Origin of the sequence: Paenibacillus sp. p3-SID867 (assembly GCF_025142895.1) — a bacterium.
GTDB lineage: Bacteria > Bacillota > Bacilli > Paenibacillales > Paenibacillaceae > Paenibacillus_AQ.
Window position 1 is genome coordinate 30,144 of the sequence record NZ_JAMBDM010000032.1, and the last position, 15,704, is coordinate 45,847.

A 15,704-nucleotide genomic window follows, 5' to 3' on the forward strand; every position below is an offset into this window, starting at 1 on the left:
AAGAAGGAGCAGGCGAGAAACGCCTACTCCAAAATTTGTTAGAATTATTGATAAGTGTATCCACCGGCCAATACTATAGATTGGCCGTCACTGTTCTCTACTTTAATGTCAACCGGACCAGATACGGTGCTAGCTGGAACACGAGCTCTTACTTCTCCGGTCGAATAGAATAAAGTTTGGACGCTTATGTTATTAATATATACTTTTGTTGTGGACTCAAAATTCGTGCCCTTAATAGAAATGAAGGAACCGCCTGCAAGAGTACCTGAGTTAGGAGTTACACTGGTAATCACTGGAGCTGGTTTTTGAGGAGGGGTTTCGTAAGTGAAACCACCAATGACTTCAGCATATTGTCCGTCTTTATTGACAACCTTAACATTGACTGGACCACTAACGCTGGTAGCAGGTACTCTACCACGCACTTCACTGGCACTATAGAATACGGTTTGCACCTCAACATTATTTATCCAAACTTTCGAATTAGCATCATAATTGGATCCTTTGATACTAATATAATAACCACCTGTTATTTGTCCCGTGTTTGGCGTTATGGAAGTTACAACAGGAGATGGCGGTGGTGGCGGAGCAATATAGGTAAAGCCGCCGGTAACAGTAACTTCCTGACTATCGCTATTCATTACCCGTACATCTACCGGACCAGGCTGAGATGCTTGTGGCACCCTTGCTCTTAACTCATTGCCAGAGTATAGAATGGTTTGTACTGCCACATTGTTAATATATACAACAGATGAGCTATTAAAGTTTGCTCCTGTAATAACAATAAGATATCCTCCTGCTATTTCACCTTTGTTTGGCCTGATTTCCGTGACTGACGGCGGCGGAGGCAATAAATAAGTAAATCCGTCTACAAGGAGCCCCTCTTGCCCATCACTATTAACAACTTTAACTGTAACCGGGCCGGCAGTTGTTTTAGCAGGTACCATTACCCTAATTTGTTTAGGCGAATAATACACAGAGTTCAATAATGTATCATTAAAATATACCTTAGTACTGGAACTAAAGTTGTCTCCATTAACGAAGCTATAATATCCTCCCGTCGTTATACCGCTATCAAGAGATAATGAAGTTATCATTGGCGCAGGTGGTGGTGGTGGTGTGATATAACTGAACGCACCTGCCGCAATTGCAAATTGTTCATCGGAATTCACTACTTTGACATCCGCTACTTTCGCTACCGGAGAAGCCGGAACTCTGCCTCTTAGTTCATTGGCTGAGTAGAAAACAGTCTGAACAGGCTTGCTGTCAATTTGCAAAATAGATGAACTTGTATAGTTTGCTCCTTTAACTGTTAAATAGTATCCCCCTTCAAGGTACCCCTCGTTAGGTGTTACCGAGGTGATGGTTGGTGCAGGCGCTGGCGGAGGAGCCAAATACATAAACGCATCAGATGCAATAGCTTCCTGACCGTCCGAATTAACTACTTTAACATCCACTTCTCCAGGGGTTTGAGAAGCTGGAACTCTCATTCTAAGTTCACCGCTGGAGTAGAAAATTGTTTCTACTAATGAACCATTAAAATGGATTTTTGCTGTGGAATCAAAATTACTTCCCAGTACCTTTATTAAATATCCGCCTTGCAGTGCTCCCTCGTTAGGGGTTACTGAAGAAATAACAGGCGCTTCCTTCAACGGTGGGGCCAGATAAGTGAAGGCTTGAGGTGCAAGTGCTTCTTGACCGTCCGAATTGACTACTTTAACATCCACTCCGCCAGGAGTTTGAGAAACTGGAACCCTCATTCGGAGCTCACTACTGGAATAGAAAGTAGTTTCCACTAATGAACCATTAAAATAGATTTTTGCTGTGGAATCAAAGTTACTTCCCAGCACCTTTATTAAATACCCGCCTTGCAGCGCTCCCTCGTTAGGGGTTACCGTTGATATAACAGGTGCTTCCTTCGGTGGCGGGGCAAGATAAGTAAATGCTCCAGATGCAATGGCTTTTTCACCACTCATATTTAACACTTTGACATCAACTGCACCACTCATAGTAGAGGTTGGAATAGTTATACGAAGTTCATTACTGCTGTAGAATAAAGTCGCAGCAGAAACGTCATTGACAAATACTTTCGATGTGCTTTCGAAATTAGTGCCCTTTACTACAACAGTATACCCACCCTTCATAGTTCCTTCATTTGGAGTGATTGTAGTAATCGTCGGCACTGGTGGAGGTGGTGGGCTCAAATATTCAAAAGCATCAGGTAAAATGGATTCTCTGCCATATTGGTCTATTACTTTTACATCAACTTTTCCTGGAGTTGTAGCTTTAGGTGTAGTAAATGTTAGTATTGTCCCACTATTGGATTTAATTTCTACTTTCATAGAATCCAGATATAACTCAGTCACTGATCCAAGATTAGATCCTGTAATACTTACTGCAGTTCCTCCGCTTAAAGGACCTTCAATTGGATTTATCCCCGAGACTACTGGTGCAGAAGGCAGTTGATAGGTAAAACCATCAAGCTCAGTATCTTCTTGTCCATCGGGATTAACTACCTTTACATTAACAATGTCGGCATTTGCCCAGACCGGAGTCCTGACTTTAAGTTGATTGCTACTATAGAACACCACATTTTGAAGTTGTACACCATCAAAAAATACTTTGGCACCATTCAAAAAATGCTGTCCCTTAATGTCCACTGAAAGATTACCTGATACCATACCTTGATTAGGTGAAATACTTTCTATTACCGGTTTTGGATAAACATATTGATATCCGGAATCTAGTACCGCCTCTTGGCCATCCGGATTAACAACCTTCACCTTGACGAATTCTGCATTAACCCAGTTTGGCGTTGTTGCCAATAATTCAGTATTCGAAACAAATTCAGAAGTAATCAACGTGTTATTAAAATAAACTTTCACTCCATTAATGAAATGAGCGCCGTGTATGGTGATACTTTCATTCCCTAACGTTAACCCTTTATTCGGGGATACGTTTTGGACTTCAGGTCCAGTTACATATGAATAAGCTTGTTCCGCAGTCACAGCAGTTGCATCCGGATTGGTTATTAACACGTCTACGGTTTGAGCAGTAGCAGATGGAGGAGTGTTCACAACAATTTGCTTTGATGTCGTAGAAACTACGGTTCCCACTTGATCACCGAACTTAACTTCTGCTCCTGGGAGGAAATAATCCCCGTTTATAACGACTCTGGTTCCCCCAGCCAATGGTCCAATATTGGGGGTAATGGAGGTTATGCTCGGATTGGCAACATATTTGTAAATGGCTGTTGCAAATTGCCCATCCGTATTCGTTACTTTAACCGTAACATCACCTTGGACGCCTTTAGGCGCCGTAACAATCAATTTAGTTGCATCAATATATTGAATGTTTGTAGCAGAATTTGATCCAAACAGGACTGTAGGATTTGGCCTAAAATTCTTGCCTGTAATAACTACGTTCTCTCCGCCGTCGATTCCCCCTCTATCCTCAACAACTGAGGTTATCTCTGGCGCAGGATAAGAAACTTTAATGATAGGATGAGGAACGCTAAACTGATGTGGCGCTCCGGCATAATCCTTGTAGGTTACATTTACGTTTTGTTCTCCGACAGATACCTCGCCCGTTTTCCCTCCAACTTTATGGCGAATCTTATAAGTTAAGGTCAGTGTTTGTTCCTTTAATTCATTAAACTTGAATGTTAATGTGTTCCCGTTAACTGTAGGTTGAGGAATGTTATGCAGATAAGAGTCCGGGACAATTTCAAACTCTGGTCCTACACTGTCGGTTACAGTTACATCATAAGCACTGGCTACTCCAATTTCGTCGACAATAGCCTCGTATATTTCAGACAGTCCAACCGATCCTAACACAAAATGATGGTGGTGTGCTGTTGTAGCCATTTCTTTCATTAGTTGGTTTGGAGCGCTTGAATCCGGATTTTCATTTCCTTTCAGTAAGGCTATAGTATAAAATACAATTTCTTCATTCTTAGCTAAGTTTGCTTGCTGTAAGGCCTGTAACCGGGCATTTTCTACAGGGGACGGTTCCGTTGCTTCCCCGTCTGTCAACAGAAGTATTACCGGTTGGGCATCAGGTCTATGATTGCTTAAAAGCTCGCGCGATTTCTCAATTGCGCTTTTTGTATTCGTTCCTCCATTAGCGCGTATACCATCAATATAGGTTTTTAGTTCGCTCGGATTGTTGGAAAGCTCTTTAAATTTCACGTCACTTGAAAAATCAACAACCCCGATTCGGTGCTTAGAAAAATCCACAAGATCAATAAATCCTTTTGCCGCTGCTTTGGCATTGGCCATTTTATCCTCACCATTATTGTTACTCGGCAACATACTGCCGGAGCGGTCAATTATGAGGATAATATCATTTGGCTTTACAAAACTAGCATCTCCTGATCCTGTTACATCAAGCTGAATTTCCGCTTCGCCACCTTCGAGGATTCCAGTCGGACTTACTGTTTTGGTAACCTGAACAGCCTCTGAACTTCCCGCAGCTTGTGAACTAATAGGGAATTGAGTCCATACTAGTACAGCTGCTAAAAATATGTATATATACTTTGACAATGATCCTTTCATTTAACGAGCCTCCTTTTTGACTCTACTTTTTATAATCCACGAAAAAAGCATCCATTCTTTCATACTCGGATACTTTTCCGTATTGACTGGATGCATTTTTCTTCATATTAAACTCAATAAGCTCCTCACCTAAGCCCTTTTTTTCTGATAGAATCATGTTAACGACTTGATCATGCAACGATTTGATCTCAATTAATTTCACATGGTCACATTTCGTGTTCTCCCTCTGTTGCAGTTGAAAAAATAATGCATCAATTTCACCGGCTGTTGCAGCATAATTCTCAAATTTTGGTTCTCTTAATACCTCTTGATACAAACGTATAAGACGATCTTCAAGTGACTGGAATTGTTGCGAATTATCCATGCTCTAATTCCCTCTCCCACTTTTCACTAGAACTAAGGCTTGTTTCCAAGTCTCAAGCAACCCTCTAGCAAAATCAAGTGTTTCATCCAATAACGTTTCATTTTTATTTATAATAAATTGTGCCAAATAGTTGTTGTAGAAGAGGTATAATTCTTTTAAATTCCGGGAGATTTCATACTGTAGGTCCAAAGTTATGATCAATTCGTTAAAAATGCTCCTCACCTTATGCAATACTTCATTCATGATTTCATACTCGCCTTGGGTATATAGCTGTTTTGCCTTAAGTAAGGATCTGACAGTCTCCTGATATAGCAAAAGAGTCAATTCTCCCGGACTCGCTGTTTCAACCTGAACTTTTAAGTATTGCAATTGTTGTGCATTCTGCATGTTCAATCTCTCCATAATTCTATTTAGTTGGGACTAGACTTCAGATTAGCCGCCAAGTTGCGAAAATAGCCAAGAACTTTGTGTGTTCAACTTCTGAATGGCCTGTTCCATAGCCGCAAATTTTTTATAATACCGGGTCTCAATATCAGCTAATTTTCGTTCTAAGTCCGATTCCTTTTGGCCTAGTTGTTTTAATTCTCGGCCAAGAACACTGTCGTCAATTGATTCAATGGACCCCGTACCGATTTTTTTAGTGAATTTATTGAGTTGGGCCGTAATCTCCTCATAAAGTCTATCAGCAAAACCAAGCTCTTGCCTTCTCTTTTTGATGTTTTCCGGAGTATCCGCAGGCGTGTCTGAAGTTTGCGTAAAGAGCTGTTTCACTTCATCAAAACGGTTATTTATAGCATCTTGAAGTTTTGCTTCATCAATCTCCAGCTTACCGTTTTCCCTGTAATCAGATTTTACGGTAATACCGATCTGAGATAACAATGCCAACTGATCTTCTGACGGTGTGTCCAGCGGCAGATTCAAAGCGGAGCGAAGAGCTGAAAGTGTCCCTGTAAGCAAAGTGTCATTATACAACGTTCCAGCACGTGCCTTCTTCTCCCATAGTTCAATTTCTTTCTCGGACAAACTGCCTTTCTCTTCGGAAGTTAACGGCTCATATTCACGATTTTTCCTCGTAGTTGCAGTTGTTGAAAACAAATCAACAATTTCATTGTACTTCTCAACGAAACTTTTAATTTTATCGGTAATTCCGGACCGATCAGTAGCAGCACTTATCGTAGCATCTCCGCTTCCACGGAGAGTTACTTGCACTCCATTAATCGATACATTATTAGTACTTGATTTAATTACGTTACTTCCATTAACGGTATATTCCGCATCCTCTCCAGTTTTAGAAAGTTGAGCTGTATCCAAGTTAAAAACTTGTGCTAACGCGTTTGTCGCCCCCCCCGGGGTGATCTCAACCTTTGAAGAAGAACCCGTTGTCGTAGAACTTAGATACAATACTCCTGCGCTTTGATCAAAACTGGCTTTAACGCCAGTTGCCTTCGAATTATTATTTATATCTTTAACAATAGAATCCAAAGTCGAAGTGCCAGCAGTTATGGTAATTTCGGCCGAACCGCTCGCTCCTGTAATTTTAACTGTACCACCGGTTGTCACTGGAGCCGAGGAGGATTGGGTAACTTTATTACCTATAATAGACGCTGAAGAAGCCAACTTGCTTACAGACACCGTGCTCGTGCTTGGATTAGACCCTCCCGACAAAATATCCAGCACACCAGTGTTTGAGGATGATGCCTTTACCGTTTCAAAGTTAGATTCAAAGCGCAGATCATTAACCGCGTTTCTAAAGGAAAGCAGCGATGTATTCATCGAGCGGTAATCTTCGCGTTTCCAAAGCGTGTACTGTTTCTGTTTCAGCAACTTGTCCAATGGCATGCGTTCGGCTTTCATCAAGTCTTTAATCAATGAATCCGTATCAAGGGCACCGCTAAAACCTGTTAATCTTATTGGTCCATTTATGTTCGCCACTTTAACTCCTCCCCCTACATTTTCTCATCTAAAAAAACACCGACTTGTAAACACATGTTGTACATTATGTCCAGCATTTTTTCCGGTGGAATTTCGCGAATCACTTCATTGGTTTCATTTGCAACAACAGCGACCATGATGGTATTTGTCTTCTCATGTAACTTCACCTGAATATGGGTCCCCATATCAGATAACTTCTTGTTTAATTTCTCCATAAGCTCAGGCACTGTATAATCTTCCTTGTTCTTACCACTTACCTTTTCTGTTTGACTTGAAGCTGCGGAGGAGAGATTGTCATTCAACCCTGGGACCGGGAATATAAATGAAGAGTTTTGTTCAACCTTCATTGCTAGCCTCCATTTCACAACAAAAATGGATCTATAGTAAAAAAGCCGGCCGGTTTCCCGGCCGGCTTAATCTCAAGATTAACGAAGCAGTTGCAGAACGCCTTGCGGCTGCTGATTTGCTTGAGCCAACATAGCTGTAGCAGCTTGTTGCAAGATGTTGTTCTTCGTAAATTCGGACATTTCTTTTGCCATATCAACATCACGAATACGAGATTCAGCAGCTTGCAGGTTCTCGGAAGTTGTTCCCAGGTTGTTGATTGTGTGTTCCAAACGGTTTTGAACAGCACCAAGATCAGAACGGATAGAAGAAACCGAGTTGATAGCCGCCTGAACAGAAGCTAAGTTTGCAGCAGCAGTGGAGTTCATAGCGTCTGCAGCAGCTGTGGACAAACTAGCAAGACCAGCAATATCCAAGGAAGTTGCAAGAGCTGCTTTCAGATCAAGGGTAATTGTTTCTCCACCATTAGCACCAACTTGGAATTTAACAGAGCTAGTAGAACCATCCAAGAGTTTCTTAGTGTTAAATTGAGTTTGTGTAGCGATAGATCCGATTTGGGAAGTAAGTTGGCTAATTTCCGAATCAATCTTAGCAGCATCTGTAGTAGTTAATACTTCGTTAGCACCCTGTACATAAAGCTCAGCCATACGTTGCAGCATAGCATGAGTTTCATTCAAAGCACCCTCAGCTGTTTGGATCAGGGAGATACCATCCAAGGCATTCTTCGAAGCTTGCTCCAAACCACGGATTTGGTTACGCATTTTCTCGGAGATTGCAAGCCCAGCAGCATCGTCAGCTGCACGGTTGATGCGGTAGCCGGAAGACAGCTTTTCAAGGGATTTACCTTGTTGAGTGTTGTTGAAAGACAATTGACGCTGTGTGTTGTAAGAACTGATATTGTGGTTAATACGCATGATAAAATTCCTCCTTGGAATGTGTTGGTGATTAGCATCCTTGCTTCACCCTATTGTGATCGGGACATGGCGTTCGGCCGTTACTGCCATGCCTTTCGACCCATATTATATTTATCGGAAACTTTACTCTATTGTTTATAGCAGAATATCAATTTCTAAATAAAAATTATTTCTTTTCTCTTGGAATGACAGTCTGCAATATATTTTGTATATCATCATTGAATTCAACTGCATTTTGATTCTGCTGCTTGATAGCTTCATAAATTTCTTCACGAAATATAGTCACATTCCCAGGGGCTTCAATACCAATTCTGACCTGATCACCATTTACTTCAATAACAGAAAGAACAATGTTATCATTGATCATAATTTTCTGTCCTTTATTTCTTGACAGAATCAGCATTAATTTCAGCCCCCTTCTTCTCTCTTAACAAGGGCTGCTGTGTCGTATATCCCCCATGATCTAAGACAATCTGTGCAGCGCTATTGTTGGATTTATTGATGACAACAGGCGCCTTTAAATTGCAGGATATGTCATCTGCAGACCGGACCGTAACGATAACCATGATCGTTATATCAGATTCATTAGTAATGGCTAATGCCTCAAGCCAGTGTGGTTCCAAATGAAATTCATATTGAGGAAAAAAAACAAAGGGGTCTGTAACAATAAAACTTAGATCTTCATTCTCCGCAGACTGCAAGAACTCAAAGGGACTCGTCTTCTCCTCTGATTGAAGCAAAATATATTTCTGGAAATCTCCGAATCCCAATATCGGACTCTCAAATACGATCATTTGGTTGTTATCTATCTCGATTTTGCCGAATCTTTTTGTATTTACAATCATAGGTTATTCCTCCTTCGTTAAAAACAATAGCTATAATGAAACAAGTTTCATTATAGCTATTGTATATCTACAACTAGACAACTGCATCAAGCTGTTTACCTGTTGCCGACATAAATATAAAATTTTGATTTATTAAATATGGGTTAACCTTGCCGGGATAATAATCAACTACTGGTTTATGGATCTCGGGATTAAAGCTAACTCCACCTGGAATATAGTTAGTTTTCACTTGACCAGGAATATAAGTAACGTCTACATTATCATATCCAGGATCACCGGTTAGCTCGACCCTTGGACGTTCCTTGAATACGTTATTCCTCGCAATTTCTGCAAATACATTACCGCCCTCATGAGTAGCCATCATACGGTCCCCGTTCTGGGCTATCTCTCCAATGTTCTGCATTGAAATCTGAAGAGAAGATTGTGCTATTCTATCCGTAACCTCTTCAAAGCGAGCCTTGCCTAACGCCGACCACGCCTTGCGTGAATCAATCTCCAATGTTCCCTTAGCTTGCTCCACCTCTAGGATGGCCTTCTTCTGGGTCATATTTATGGATGGTCTAGGCTGCTCTATACTCTGTTGGCCCTTTGTGGATTGAAGGCCAATCTGTGAGTATCCTTGCTGAATTTGTATTCGGGGGATATTCATGCATACCCTCCTTTATCTTAGGAAATCCAACAAACTCGGACGAATAATTCTAGCCATGGTATCTAAAGAAGCCTGATAAACACTCTCGGAAGTCTTGAGATCTATAATAACTTTGGAGATATCTGCGTCTTCCACTTTTGATTGTAAATCCATGTAGTTTAAATTAAGATCTCCAAGCCTGCTAAGCGTAAACTCCAGACGATTTTGTTTACCGCCCATCTCCGCTTGGGCAGTAATTGTTGTCTCGAGATTCTTCTGCAGTGAAGGTATGGCACTTTGAATACCTGCTGTATCATCAGCAAGCAGTGCCTTCTTAAGATTATCTACCACAGCAAATATTCCCGAAGTGTCTCCATATGCTCCAAACACTTGCTCTCCTAAAGTGTTCACAGACACTGTAATTCCAGCACCAACTTGATACCTTACTTCGCCATCATCCAAAGCATATGAGGTTTGGGTTGGGTCATCAGGGAATGGCTTTTCATCGGTTCTCTCACCATTAAAAATATACTTCCCTTTGAATTGCGAATTACCGAGAGAAACCAGCTGCTGGAATAACTGATCCACCTCAGCGGCAATGTTTTCCCTGGCATCCTTCGGCACAGTATCCGTTCCACCCTGAACCGCCAGCTCCGAAAGCTTTTGGATAATCTGTGTAACTTCGGTCATTACCGTATCTCCATACTTTAACCATGCATCCGCATCATCCGCATTTTGCTCAAACTGCGTTGTAGCAGTGATTTGACCACGGTATTGGAGCGCACTGGCTACACCCACCGGATCGTCGGAAGGACGATTAATCCGGCGCTGGGTCATCATTTGCTCCTGATATTTATCCAGTCTGCGATAGTTGCCTTGCAAGCCGCTCATCATGGAGCTAGTCATCATGGATTGGGTTATGCGCATGACTTATTCCTCCTATCTGCCGACGACGCCGGTACCGTTAATTAATTTGTCCAACATTTCATCAATCGTAGTGACAACACGTGATGATGCGCTGTAAGCATGCTGGAACCGGATCAAATCCGACATCTCTTCATCAAGTGATACACTGCTAATCGACAGACGGAGTGTATCTGCATGCTCCACCAACAACGTGCCGTTCTCCACCATCTTGATGGCATTGCTGCTGTCCGTACCCAATTTGGAGATAACGGACTGCAGATATCCTTCAAAATTCGTGATGTCCGTTACTGAACCATTGTTGTTATTCGGATTGAAATTAAACGTACGTTCTGACAGTTGCGCAATCAGAAGCGCCATGCCGCCGTTCCCTTTTAAAACCACCTCGGAGGTCGTACCAGTCGTTGGATCAGTCTTCATTTCTGTCCGGAGAGAGGCCCCGATGTTCTTCAGATCGGATTGGATCGTCTGGCTTAATCTCATATTACCAGCGGTAATTGGCCCGCCGTTAGCAGATACAAAGAAGTCGCCACCGGTTGTGGCCGGCTCATTAAGGGTATAACCCAACTTATGTAATCCGTTGAGGCCGTCTACAGTATGCTTCGTATCCTGGGCAAGCTTGCGAGGATTATTCGCATCCATAACAGCATTCGGAATATTCACGCCTGGTGGAAGTATCGTTCCAGCCGGCAGGGTCACTTCCACTTTGCCTGTAGCCAGTGTGTTGGCCATAATGTTCAGCTGGGTGATATATCCTTGAACATGCACATCACGGGAGGTCACATAACCAGCGATCTCCCCGCCGGTCAATGCGCCGGCAATCGCGTTCGTAATCGGTGTGGACGTCATATCATCAACCACGACCTGGTTGCCAAACGTCACTTGATAAACGTCACCTGTCTCCGTTACGTTCACATTCCCGAGTAATGATAACTGATCAACGAGCAAATCTCGTTTATCCCGCAGATCGTTTGCATTATCGCCAAGACCCTCGATCCGCTTAATACTCTGGGTTAATTCCGCCACTTGCTCAATATAGTTGTTAGCCTCCGCTACCTTGGTGTCGATGCGGGAAGTCAAGTTATTACTGAGTGTATCCAATTGAGAGTAAATATGGTTAAACGTCTCCGTCAAAGCGATCGCTTTCTGCTGAACCGCCATACGGGCAGACAAGTCGGTGTCGCTTGGATTCTTACTGAGCGTTTGCCATGCCGTCCAGAACTCGGCAATACTTGCGCTCAAGCTGCTGTCCGAAGGCTCGTTAAAAATCCCCTCAATATTCGAAAGCGTCTCTTGCTGAACGCTCCATGTCGACAAATTTGTGTTCTGATTGCGGTATTCGATATCCAATAGAAAGTCCCGTACCCGCTGAATGCTCTCCGCTTCTACGCCCATTCCAAGCTGTCCTGCGGCTTGGGATCGCTGCATTCCTGGGAATGCAATCGGATTCGATGCAACCAGGCGGGTAGTCTGACGAGAGTAACCTGGCGTATTGGCGTTCGTGACGTTATGACCAGCTGTGTTAATTGCAGCTTGCTGGGCAATCAAGCCCCTCTTTCCGATTTCGAGCAAATGAAATGTGGATCTCATCTACATTTTCCTTTCTGCTTATGCCCTGGTATCAAACATGCTTCGGCCCTTGCCGGCAGGATTCTGATGCTTCGGATGCTGATAGAGCAAATCATCCTCCGGACGACTAACTAACAAATTCAAACTGTAATCAATGAACGCTAGGGATTGCTCAATGAGCTCTCGGTTAATCGCATTCAGCTCTTTCAGTTCCATGAGCCTGTCCATTAATTGCTGCTGAACATCTTGCAGCTCAGTTTTTTCCTCCGGGTTAAATACAAGACGAGTCATCTCAGTAACCGTCAGCTGAAGCTGGGAGCGGATGCCCTTCTCACGCAAAAAATCATCTGCGGCACCTTGACGCAGCGCTTCCGTTTCCGCCACCTGCTTCAGCAGGCGGTTCTCCTTGGTCATGACCGCTGTAAGACGTTCCACATCATTATCCAGAATGGCTTGCCTTTTATCTTTCCCTGCCTCTATGAGCTGCTGATGCAGCTCATCCTGACGCTTCATATATTCGATTATGGACCTAGCACTCACTTGGACTCACCTGATTTATTGTAGGATTGAAAATACGGGAGCAATTTGTCTGCCAAACGATCAACCGGCACTTCGTATGTGCCGTTGGTTACAGCTTCCTTCAAACGCTGGATTTTCTCCGCGCGTTCCGGATCCTGTACTTTACTCTGTGCACTCAGTTCCATCGCCTCCGGGGAGATTGATACTTCATCCTTACGGCGTTTCTTCTTATCGATATGCTGCATCTCCCGAGATTCAATATTCCGTTGATACGAATTGATGCCGTTCACACGTCCCGATTCGTTAATCTTCACGCCCTATTCACCTCACTTAAAATAAAAGACCGATAAGCTTTACTAAGTTTATCGGCCGGATATGAAACATTGTTAATAGTTCAAAAGTTAGTATTTGCGCAGTTTATCGACTGCACTGTAAGTCTCTCTGTCTTTGCGGGACCCAGGCTGATTTTCCTGGTCGCCAGCAGCCGCCTGTCTTAACTCCCTCGTTAATCGCGTCCGGCAGGACTCGCACATATTGCTCTCGCGAATCAACGTTCCGCACACTTCGCAAGGATACGCCAGGTTCGGCGCGTTCGCAATCGAGATCCGGCCTTCCTTGATAAACTTCGTAATCTGCCGCACAGATACTTCCGTAGCCTCAGATACCTCATGGATGGTTGCGCCTTTTTGCTCACGCAGGAAGGTTGCGCATTTCTCATATTCCTTCTCAATCACTTTCATGCATTCAGGACACATTTCCCGAATATTCACCGTATATAACTTGCCGCACCGAGGGCAATTCCCCAAATTCATGCTCAACAACCTCCATGCCACATAGAACCTTTGATACCCCTAGATTACATTATCTGAGGGCTTACGTCTATCATTCGGTAACAGAATCCACACATTTTTCCTATTTTAATCATTTACGAACGAGCCCAAGTTAAACTATAGATCTCTACGGGCATTTCCATAAGGGATTCGCATCTCCGCAAAACCTGCGCACAAGCATTAATCGTACTTCCGGTTGTATAGATATCATCAATCAAAAGCATACGGAATGGTCCTTTGAACAGAGATGCTCCCACTTCGGAACGAGTATGCTCTGCGGCCTGATTACTTATAATAGACATAAGCATATCGGGTCCATCCTGCAATGCACCGAATACACCCTCCATATCCTTCAGCCGATCCATCCGGTTTTTGAAGCTCTGTTTGTCCGTGTGACGTCTACGTTCCAACATCCGTACATAAGGCACCTTAATTCTAAGCGCAAGCCCCTGTGCAAGTACCTCCGCTTGATTGAAGCCCCTCTCCTGAAGCCTTTCCTCACTGACCGGAACCGAAGTGACGGCATGTACACTCCATGGCATGTTACTAGATTTCCGTGACCCCTTATTGCCCAAATGGATATTTACTTCCCGATGGAGCATTGCGTATGCCCGCAGCATCATCTCTATCAAAAGAGGAGCATAACGTTCATTCCCCCTATATTTGTACTGAGCCAACCACTCTCTCATCTGTGTACCGTAGGTTACCGCACTTCGGTTCAAAACAAAGCTTCGATCGTTCATTCCTAAACGAGTACAGTCGGGGCAGCCGATTCCCCTTCCGCAACGCCAACATTTAGGTCTCATAATCCAGGGGATATTCCGATAACAGGCACGGCATATGCCCGGAAGTTCCCGGGTGAATGAACCTGTTTTTCCACAAGCGAGACAGGTTTCGTCAATTGGTTTGAGCAAACGATGCATATGTCCGAGTAAATGGCTAAAGGCGTTTGAAATCAATTATGCTCCTTCCTTTCTAAGAGAGATAGAATAAAGAATGATAGACATCACTCAACGGGTAAAAAGACTACAAAACAACAACGCGAATATATTGTCATCACTATTCCGGGACCGCCGATATCAGCTCAGTAGATTTTTTTCACTATAGTGTTGGAAACTTAAAGGACTCCCGAGATTCAATATTCATGCGCTACAAACTCATGTCCGCTCAATCCCCTAGTCATTCACCAGTTCCTGAACAGACCGTAAATACCCACCCTTACGGGCGATTCTGTTCATTGCCTTGATTTGCCGGACTGCCGTGCTTTGGCTCCGAGTCCATTGGGGCGCAGCAAAAACCACCCGTCCTGCCGGATCATCCTTGGATCGGCCCGCGCGGCCGGCCATTTGAATCAATGCAGCTTCGTCAAAAAGCTCACTGTCTGCATCCAAAATAAACACGTCACTCTTCGGAACCGTTACCCCGCGTTCAAGAATGGTCGTTGTCACGAGCAAGCGAATCTCCCGGTTACGAAAAGACATCACTTTGCTTGCCCTCTCCGGATCGATAGATGAAGTCCCTTCAATCGGCATGTTGGCAATCGCCTTGCGAAGCAGCTTCAGAATAGGATCAATATGCTTGATGCGGGAAACGAACAGGAACACTTGAGCACCGCGGGATAGAGATGCGCTCAGACTGCGAACCAAGAGTGGGGAAAGCTTTTTTTCCTGTAGACAGCGGTTCACCGTCAAGATTTTCAGCTTTTGTGGAACGGGTAACGGATGACCGTGGAAGCGTGCCGGGACTTTGGCGTGAGGCAATCTGCCTGCAGACGCCTCACGCTGTAATGGCGTTGGCGGAGTGGCTGATAGGTAGATATACTTCCCTCCTATTTTGCAAACGCCTTTGGCAGCGTAATCCAGCATCGGATCATTATGATACGGGAAGGCATCAATCTCGTCGATCACCACCAGGTCAAAAGCCCTCTTGAAGCGCAGCAGTTGATGCGTTGTTGCCAGTGTGATGCTCCCACGCTTCCATCGATCCGGACTTCCCCCGTATAACGTGACCACCGTCTCTTCGGGAAAAGCCTTGGATAAACGTGGCGCCAGCTCCAGCACCACGTCCCGTCTTGGCGCGGCAACCAGCACGCGCCCACCCGCATCCAGAATAGACTGCAGCAGCGGAAAGATCATTTCAGTCTTTCCGGCACCGGTCACCGCCCAGATGAGAAACCGGGCGGGCCCCGCGGAGCCCCCTTCGGGCGGCTCCGCCAAAAACCGCAGCGCAGCGCCAGCGGCGGCGCTCTGCGCTGCGCTAAGCCCCCACCGGCCCAAGGCTG

General features: G+C 44.1%; 16 protein-coding genes. All 16 read right to left on the minus strand.

Translation table 11 applies throughout. The features are described from left to right. Positions 1–44: 44 nt before the first annotated feature. A complete protein-coding gene (locus tag M4D81_RS32780; protein WP_071219794.1) occupies positions 45–4,553 on the minus strand; it encodes an IPT/TIG domain-containing protein in 4,509 nt (1,502 codons plus the stop codon). 22 nt (positions 4,554–4,575) lie between these two features. Then, a complete protein-coding gene (locus M4D81_RS32785; protein WP_071219795.1) occupies positions 4,576–4,917 on the minus strand; it encodes a hypothetical protein in 342 nt (113 codons plus the stop codon). Positions 4,918–4,920: 3 nt separating this feature from the next. After that, positions 4,921–5,304 (minus strand): flagellar export chaperone FliS, encoded by a 384-nt coding sequence (fliS, locus tag M4D81_RS32790; protein ID WP_071219796.1) that lies wholly within the window; start codon positions 5,302–5,304, stop codon positions 4,921–4,923. 45 nt (positions 5,305–5,349) lie between these two features. Next, on the minus strand, positions 5,350–6,849 hold the full coding sequence (gene fliD, locus M4D81_RS32795) for a flagellar filament capping protein FliD (RefSeq protein WP_071219797.1): 1,500 nt from the start codon (positions 6,847–6,849) through the stop codon (positions 5,350–5,352). Positions 6,850–6,863: 14 nt separating this feature from the next. Next, a complete protein-coding gene (locus M4D81_RS32800) occupies positions 6,864–7,196 on the minus strand; it encodes a flagellar protein FlaG (protein ID WP_071219798.1) in 333 nt (110 codons plus the stop codon). A gap of 78 nt (positions 7,197–7,274) precedes the next feature. Further along, positions 7,275–8,108 (minus strand): flagellin N-terminal helical domain-containing protein, encoded by an 834-nt coding sequence (locus tag M4D81_RS32805; protein ID WP_071219799.1) that lies wholly within the window; start codon positions 8,106–8,108, stop codon positions 7,275–7,277. 166 nt (positions 8,109–8,274) lie between these two features. Next, the gene (gene csrA, locus M4D81_RS32810) at positions 8,275–8,511 is read right to left on the minus strand and encodes a carbon storage regulator CsrA (RefSeq protein WP_071219800.1); all 237 of its coding nucleotides are present in this window, start codon (positions 8,509–8,511) and stop codon (positions 8,275–8,277) included. Beyond that, positions 8,489–8,953, minus strand: a complete 465-nt coding sequence (gene fliW / locus M4D81_RS32815; protein WP_071219801.1) for a flagellar assembly protein FliW — start codon at positions 8,951–8,953, stop codon at positions 8,489–8,491. Before fliW ends, csrA begins: the two co-directional genes overlap by 23 nt. Before the next feature lie 73 nt (positions 8,954–9,026). Continuing rightward, a complete protein-coding gene (locus tag M4D81_RS32820; RefSeq protein WP_071219802.1) occupies positions 9,027–9,602 on the minus strand; it encodes a DUF6470 family protein in 576 nt (191 codons plus the stop codon). Between the two features lie 12 nt (positions 9,603–9,614). Then, positions 9,615–10,508: a flagellar hook-associated protein FlgL gene (gene flgL / locus M4D81_RS32825; protein WP_071219803.1), complete on the minus strand. Its 894-nt coding sequence runs from the start codon at positions 10,506–10,508 to the stop codon at positions 9,615–9,617. Between the two features lie 12 nt (positions 10,509–10,520). Beyond that, positions 10,521–12,095 (minus strand): flagellar hook-associated protein FlgK, encoded by a 1,575-nt coding sequence (gene flgK, locus M4D81_RS32830; protein ID WP_260069446.1) that lies wholly within the window; start codon positions 12,093–12,095, stop codon positions 10,521–10,523. 18 nt (positions 12,096–12,113) lie between these two features. Beyond that, positions 12,114–12,614: a flagellar protein FlgN gene (locus tag M4D81_RS32835; protein ID WP_260069447.1), complete on the minus strand. Its 501-nt coding sequence runs from the start codon at positions 12,612–12,614 to the stop codon at positions 12,114–12,116. Continuing rightward, positions 12,611–12,907 carry a flagellar biosynthesis anti-sigma factor FlgM gene (gene flgM, locus M4D81_RS32840; protein WP_015737724.1) on the minus strand — a complete coding sequence of 99 codons (297 nt, stop codon included), beginning with the start codon at positions 12,905–12,907 and terminating at the stop codon, positions 12,611–12,613. The genes M4D81_RS32835 and flgM overlap by 4 nt, the downstream gene beginning before the upstream one ends. 87 nt (positions 12,908–12,994) lie before the next feature. Then, positions 12,995–13,405, minus strand: coding sequence for a TIGR03826 family flagellar region protein (locus M4D81_RS32845; RefSeq protein ID WP_260069448.1), 411 nt, complete (start codon positions 13,403–13,405; stop codon positions 12,995–12,997). Positions 13,406–13,518: 113 nt separating this feature from the next. Further along, positions 13,519–13,965, minus strand: coding sequence for a ComF family protein (locus M4D81_RS32850; RefSeq protein WP_235613074.1), 447 nt, complete (start codon positions 13,963–13,965; stop codon positions 13,519–13,521). Positions 13,966–14,598: 633 nt separating this feature from the next. Beyond that, positions 14,599–15,704: helicase-related protein (locus tag M4D81_RS32855; RefSeq protein ID WP_260069449.1), on the minus strand; the 1,106-nt coding region annotated here is incomplete at its 5' end.

Bases quoted from the DNA above. Each gene is read 5' to 3' on its own strand.
- M4D81_RS32780 (WP_071219794.1), bottom strand. From the start codon at position 4,553: ATGAAAGGATCATTGTCAAAGTATATATACATATTTTTAGCAGCTGTA.
- flgL (WP_071219803.1), bottom strand. From the start codon at position 10,508: ATGCGCATAACCCAATCCATGATGACTAGCTCCATGATGAGCGGCTTG.
- M4D81_RS32820 (WP_071219802.1), bottom strand. From the start codon at position 9,602: ATGAATATCCCCCGAATACAAATTCAGCAAGGATACTCACAGATTGGC.
- M4D81_RS32800 (WP_071219798.1), bottom strand. From the start codon at position 7,196: ATGAAGGTTGAACAAAACTCTTCATTTATATTCCCGGTCCCAGGGTTG.
- M4D81_RS32785 (WP_071219795.1), bottom strand. From the start codon at position 4,917: ATGGATAATTCGCAACAATTCCAGTCACTTGAAGATCGTCTTATACGT.
- flgK (WP_260069446.1), bottom strand. From the start codon at position 12,095: ATGAGATCCACATTTCATTTGCTCGAAATCGGAAAGAGGGGCTTGATT.
- M4D81_RS32805 (WP_071219799.1), bottom strand. From the start codon at position 8,108: ATGCGTATTAACCACAATATCAGTTCTTACAACACACAGCGTCAATTG.
- fliS (WP_071219796.1), bottom strand. From the start codon at position 5,304: ATGCAGAATGCACAACAATTGCAATACTTAAAAGTTCAGGTTGAAACA.
- fliW (WP_071219801.1), bottom strand. From the start codon at position 8,953: ATGATTGTAAATACAAAAAGATTCGGCAAAATCGAGATAGATAACAAC.
- M4D81_RS32850 (WP_235613074.1), bottom strand. From the start codon at position 13,965: ATGCCATGGAGTGTACATGCCGTCACTTCGGTTCCGGTCAGTGAGGAA.
- M4D81_RS32845 (WP_260069448.1), bottom strand. From the start codon at position 13,405: ATGAATTTGGGGAATTGCCCTCGGTGCGGCAAGTTATATACGGTGAAT.
- csrA (WP_071219800.1), bottom strand. From the start codon at position 8,511: ATGCTGATTCTGTCAAGAAATAAAGGACAGAAAATTATGATCAATGAT.